3 protein-coding genes are annotated in these 1,453 nt (G+C 44.0%); all 3 read right to left on the reverse strand.

Features of this window, described 5'->3' with window-relative positions; translation table 11 throughout:
* Positions 1 to 576, reverse strand: a 576-nt coding sequence (locus tag B3180_RS09225) for an NADH:ubiquinone reductase (Na(+)-transporting) subunit D (RefSeq protein ID WP_286844179.1), incomplete at its 3' end; no start/stop codon positions are given.
* Complete coding sequence (locus B3180_RS09230) at positions 569 to 1,345, reverse strand: Na(+)-translocating NADH-quinone reductase subunit C (protein WP_278358336.1); 777 nt, start codon at positions 1,343 to 1,345, stop codon at positions 569 to 571. The genes B3180_RS09225 and B3180_RS09230, both read right to left, overlap by 8 nt.
* A partial coding sequence (locus B3180_RS15755) for an RnfABCDGE type electron transport complex subunit D (RefSeq protein WP_414654050.1) occupies positions 1,338 to 1,453 on the reverse strand: 116 nt, incomplete at its 5' end. The genes B3180_RS15755 and B3180_RS09230, both read right to left, overlap by 8 nt.

Raw genomic sequence — 1,453 nt, forward strand, 5'->3', positions numbered from 1 at the left:
ACCAATGATAAAGAAGGCGCTTGGAGGCATTAGCAGAAGCCCAACAGGCTCGAACCAACCACCTTGTGATGCCAGCGGTAAAATCTGCACATCGAACAAGCTGCCTGAACCAAAGAGTTCACGCACAAAACCAACCACAAGTAACACGATAGAGTAACCTAAACCATTACCAATACCGTCTAATAACGACATAAACGGTGTGCTCTTCATCGCGTAAGCCTCAGCGCGGCCCATAACGATACAGTTAGTAATGATCAAGCCAACAAACACCGATAACTCTTTAGAAATTGAGTAGGCGTATGCCTTGAGTACTTGGTCTACCACAATTACCAAACTTGCGATAATCGTCATTTGAACAATGATACGAACGCTTGACGGAATGTGGTTACGGATGATCGAAATAAATAAGTTTGAGCATGCGACAACCGCGGTTAATGCAATACACATAACCAGGGTGTTGCTCATTTTCGATGTTACAGCCAATGCAGAACAGATACCAAGAATCTGCAGTGCGATGGGGTTGTTGGCAAATATCGGTCCGAATAAAACGGACTTCATTTCTTTTACACTAGCCATTGTTCAACTCTCCCTCACGAAGTTTCTTGAGTAATGGACCGTAACCATTTTCGCCCATCCAGAATTGAATTAGGTATTCCACACCATTACTAGTCAAAGTTGCACCCGATAAAGCATCAACTTCGTGCTTATCGCTAGCGCCACCTTTTACTACTTCAAACTGAACGTTACCGTCCTCACCGTAAACTTCTTTACCTTCCCAAGATTTAACCCAGTTAGGATTCGTAATTTCGCCGCCTAGTCCTGGTGTTTCTGAATGCTCGTAGAAGTTAACACCTTTAACGGTGTCAAAGTCGTCTTCTAACGCAAGCAGTCCGTACATAGTTCCCCACAAACCCTGGCCACGTATATGCAGCACCAGACCTGTTGTTTCACCAGACTCACTCTTAACCAAATATATTTGTGTTAAGTCTTCACGCGTTCCGATGCCTGCAGGATCGTTCTTTTTCTCAAGCTTAGTGCTAGTTTCAGGGTCACCAGCTGCTTTACGATTACTGAACGATGTGGGGTCAACATCATCTTTCACACTTAAATCTTCAAGGCTGACAACCATAGTGTCAATGCGCTGATTATAAGTTTCAACGATATCAGTATCGGCTTTTAGAATACCGGCAGCATCCAGAACGTTTTTCTGCATATCAAGAGCAGCGTTCTTTTCCTGCATTGGCTTCAGACCAATAGCAGCACCAGAAACAACAATTGAACAAACCAGGCAAAGCGCTAGCACGACACCAACGGTCTTGCCTAAACTCTCATTTTTCTTAGCCATTACGCGCTAACCTCCGTTTGATATTTGCCTGTGCTACAAAATGGTCAAATAACGGTGCAAATACGTTAGCAAATAAAATGGCCAACATGATGCCTTCCGGGAATGCCG

Source organism: Idiomarina sp. UBA4206, assembly GCF_002383015.1.
In the GTDB taxonomy this organism is placed as follows: Bacteria; Pseudomonadota; Gammaproteobacteria; order Enterobacterales; family Alteromonadaceae; genus Idiomarina; species Idiomarina abyssalis.